Source organism: Nostoc sp. NMS9 (assembly GCF_017114995.1).
Lineage (GTDB): Bacteria > Cyanobacteriota > Cyanobacteriia > Cyanobacteriales > Nostocaceae > Nostoc.
Map to the genome: position 1 here is coordinate 1 of NZ_JABXKL010000042.1, position 4136 is coordinate 4136.

The window sequence follows — 4136 nt, forward strand, 5'->3', positions numbered from 1 at the left end:
CTTTGAACTCCATTAATGAGTCTTTGAACTCCATTAATGAGTCTTTTAGCTCCGTTAATGAGTCTTTTAGCTCCGTTAATGAGTCTTTGAACTCCATTAATGAGTCTTTGAACTCCATTAATGAGTCTTTTAGCTCCGTGAGCAATTTTTTTGTGCTGTCGGTAATTGCCTGCAACTGCGCTGTAGTAGAGTGTAACTAATTGATAGCGCCGTGAATAAAATCCTGATTTTTTCAGCTAATCCTCAAAATAGGGAAAAACTGCCCTTGGATGACGAAGCACAGAATTACCCAACTTTTGTACAAAACTGACTCGCAACTAGACAAGCTTTTCCACTCAAAAAGCTGAATGAAGACAAGGTTAATAGTAATGTTAAACTCACAGGCTAAACGCATCTTCATCAGCTACAAGCGTAATGCTAGCCCCGATGAATCGGTAGCGCTGCAAGTCTTCCAGGCACTATCGCAGCAGCACAAAGTCTTTATCGACCAAACGATGTCCGTTGGTACACGCTGGGGTGAACGTATTGAAGCAGAAATCCGCCAAGCTGATTTTCTGATTACTTTCCTTTCAGCCTTGTCAACCAGCAGCGAGATGGTGATAACAGAAATAGAGACAGCACACCACTTGGCAAAATCACAGTCAGGACGCCCGATAATTCTCCCAGTGCGTCTGGCGTATCAAGAACCGTTCTTATATCCCTTGAGTGCTTACTTAAATGGGATTAACTGGGCGTTCTGGAAAGATGCAGAAGATACGCCGCGCCTGATTGCAGAGTTGTTGCAGGCTGTCTCTGGCGGTGCATTGGCTATCAGTGAAGACAAATCGAAAGCAGATTTACTTCAGATGAGTCAGCCGTCACTCCTACCTCGTCCCTTTCCTTCGGCACAGCCCGTCTCCTTGGAAATGCCGGAAGGGACAATGGAATCGCAATCTGATTTTTACGTGGAACGCTCATCTGATGCACTTGCCTTGCAGACTATTGAGCGGCAGGGTGTGACAATTACAATTAAAGGCACCCAGCAAATGGGCAAAAGTTCGTTGTTAATCCGCACAATTAATACTGCTGTGAATGCAGGGAAGCGGGTTGCTTTGCTGGATTTCCAATTGTTTGATAAAGCCGCCCTCACCAATGCTGAACTTTTCTTTCGCCAGTTCTGTACTTGGTTAACCGATGAACTGGAAATGACAGATAAAGTTGATCAGTATTGGAATATGCCCTTGGGCAATAGTCAGCGTTGCACTCGCTACCTTGGTCGCTATTTGCTGAAAGAGCTTGGCAACCCCCTTGTCTTAGCGATGGATGAAGTTGAAAGGGTCTTTGATGCTGATTTTCGCTCTGATTTCTTTGGAATGCTGCGAAGCTGGCACAATAACCGCGCCAATATTCCTATCTGGAAGCAACTGGATTTAGCGCTGGTTACTTCCACCGAACCCCACCAGCTAATTGATAATCTCAACCAATCCTCCTTTAATGTTGGGCTAGTAATTGATTTAGAAGATTTTACAGCAGTACAGGTTGCTGATTTAAACCGCCGTCATGGTTTACCCTTCAACCCCAGCGAAGAAAAGCAATTAATGGCATTGCTGGCTGGACATCCTTATTTAGTAAGGCTTGCACTTTACTTAGTTGCTAGCGATCGCTTCCATCCTACCGAACTATTTGCCAATGCAATCGCTGATAATGGCCCCTTTGGCGATCATCTGCGTAATCACCTCTTCCAGTTGCATAATGAACAGGAGTTGGTTCAAGCAATGTTTCAAATAATTCGGCACAATCTCTGTGAAGATCAGCGGATTTTCTTACGCTTGCGGGGTGCAGGTTTAGTGCGTCGGGAAGGGCGTGTAGTATTACCCCGTTGTCAACTTTACACTAATTATTTCCGAGAGCATTTGCATGGCTAGGTAGGGGAGAGGGGGAAAAGGGGGACAAGGGAGTGGATAACAAGAGATTTAAGAGCCATGAAGATTTAGCGATATTTAAATTGGCATTTGATACAGCTATGAAAATCTTTCAACTCTCAAAAAAGTTTCCTACAGAATAAAAATACGCTTTGACAGACCAAATGCGGCGTTCGTCGCTCTCTGTATGTGCCAATATAGCGGAGGCTTGGAGAAAGCTAAAGCTGTAGATAGATATAAAGCTGCTTTTATTGCTAAATTAAATGACTGCGAGGCTGAGGCTGCTGAAACTCAGGTCTGGATAAAGTTTGCCGTCAAATGTGAGTATTTAGATATAGAACAAGGAAGAGAAATATACGGTACTTACAATCAAGTTTTAAGTGGTTTAGTAAAGATGATTAACAATCTTAATAAATGGATTATCCATGAGTAAAGCAAATCTCCCTCATCCCCCTTGTCTTCTCATCACCCTTATCTCCCTTGTCCCCTTCCCCCTGGAGTCCCTTAGATGGCTAATCCAACCATTTACACCGTGGGCGGGACTGTGCAAGCTGGCGGTGGTATTTACATTCCCCGTCAAGCCGATGAAGAATTGCTCGGTTTATGTCGGTCGGCAACTTTCGCCTATGTCCTCACGCCGCGCCAAATGGGGAAGTCTAGCCTGATGGTACGCACGGCCCAAACGCTAATGGACGAGGGAATTCGCTCGGTAATTGTTGACCTCCAGGAATTGGGGGCAAGTGTCACAGTCGAACAGTGGTATTTTGGCTTTTTGGTCAAACTGGAAGACCAACTTATGTTTGATACAGATGTGGTGAGTTGGTGGCAAGAACACCAACATCTGGGAGTATCACAACGGCTTACACAGTTTTTTGAAAGGGTTTTGTTGACTGAGGTTGAGGGGCAAGTGGTGATTTTTGTCGATGAAATTGACTCTACCCTCAGCCTCGATTTTACCGATGATTTTTTTATAGCGATTCGTTATCTCTATGTTGCCCGTGCTACTAATCCCGAATTTGGGCGGCTTTCTTTTGTCTTAATGGGGGTAGCGACTCCTGGCGATTTAATTCGTGATGCCAAGCGCACGCCGTTTAATATTGGACAGCGTGTCGATTTAACTGATTTTACCTTTGAGGAAGCTTTACCCTTGGCTGAGGGATTGGGATTACCCAGCGATGAGGTCAACCAGATATTACGCTGGGTGTTGAAGTGGACGGCGGGACACCCATATTTAACGCAGCGTCTCTGTGGTGCTTTGGTAGCAGAAGCAAGTAGGGAATTTGTAGAGACGCGATTCATCGCGTCTTTAGAGAGTAGGGATGTAGACAGAATAGTTAACAGCACATTTTTTGGTGCGATGAGTGAGCAAGACAATAACTTGCAGTTTGTCCGCGATATGCTGACTAAACGCGCACCAGACCTAGAGGTTTTGACTATTTATCGCCAGATTCGTTTGGGTAAGCGGGCGGTTGTGGATGACGAGCAGTCCTTAGCTAAATCTCACTTGAAACTGTCGGGGGTGGTGCGACAAGAGTATAATGTTTTGCGGGTGCGGAATCAAATCTATCAACAAGTATTCGATTACAAATGGATTAATAAACATTTGCCGTTTAACTTGCGGGATAGGTGGGAGCGTGTAAAACCTGCACTCTCCTATGTGGCAGCACTAGTATTATTTTCTGGTTTAATGACAGGGGTGGCTGTGTATGTTAACCAACAACGTCTCATTGCCCAAAATGCCCTCGATGAGCTAGAAAAACAGCAAGTAAATTCAAAAATCCTTATTCAAAGTCTTCAGTCACAAAACCTGATGGCAGCAAATTTGGAGCTTGATGCTTTAGTAGCAGGCTTGAAGGTAGGCAAAGAACTTAAAACACAAAATAAAAATGTAGAACCAGATACGCGCATTTTGGCAGTAGCTACACTCCAGCAGGTAGTTTATGGAGTCAAAGAACGTAACCTGTTAGAAGGTCATAGCAGTTCGGTTAACAGCGTGGCATTTAGCCCCGACGGTCAAACCATTGCCTCTGCCAGTAGTGACAAGACGGTGAAGTTGTGGAATCACAATGGGCAACTGTTACAAACTCTCCAAGGTCATAGCAGTTCGGTTAACAGCGTGGCATTTAGCCCCGACGGTCAAACCATTGCCTCTGCCAGTAGTGACAAGACGGTGAAGTTGTGGAATCACAATGGGCAACTGTTACAAACTCTCCAAGGTCATAGCAGTTCGGTTAA

2 protein-coding genes and 1 pseudogene are annotated in these 4136 nt (G+C 44.8%); all 3 read left to right on the forward strand.

From position 1 onward, the window contains the following. Positions 1-368: 368 nt before the first annotated feature. Complete coding sequence (locus HWQ40_RS14265; RefSeq protein WP_292778762.1) at positions 369-1904, forward strand: AAA-like domain-containing protein; 1536 nt, start codon at positions 369-371, stop codon at positions 1902-1904. Between the two features lie 149 nt (positions 1905-2053). Beyond that, positions 2054-2334: pseudogene (locus HWQ40_RS14270) on the forward strand (four helix bundle protein). 75 nt (positions 2335-2409) lie between these two features. Further along, positions 2410-4136: AAA-like domain-containing protein (locus HWQ40_RS14275; protein ID WP_292778764.1), on the forward strand; the 1727-nt coding region annotated here is incomplete at its 3' end.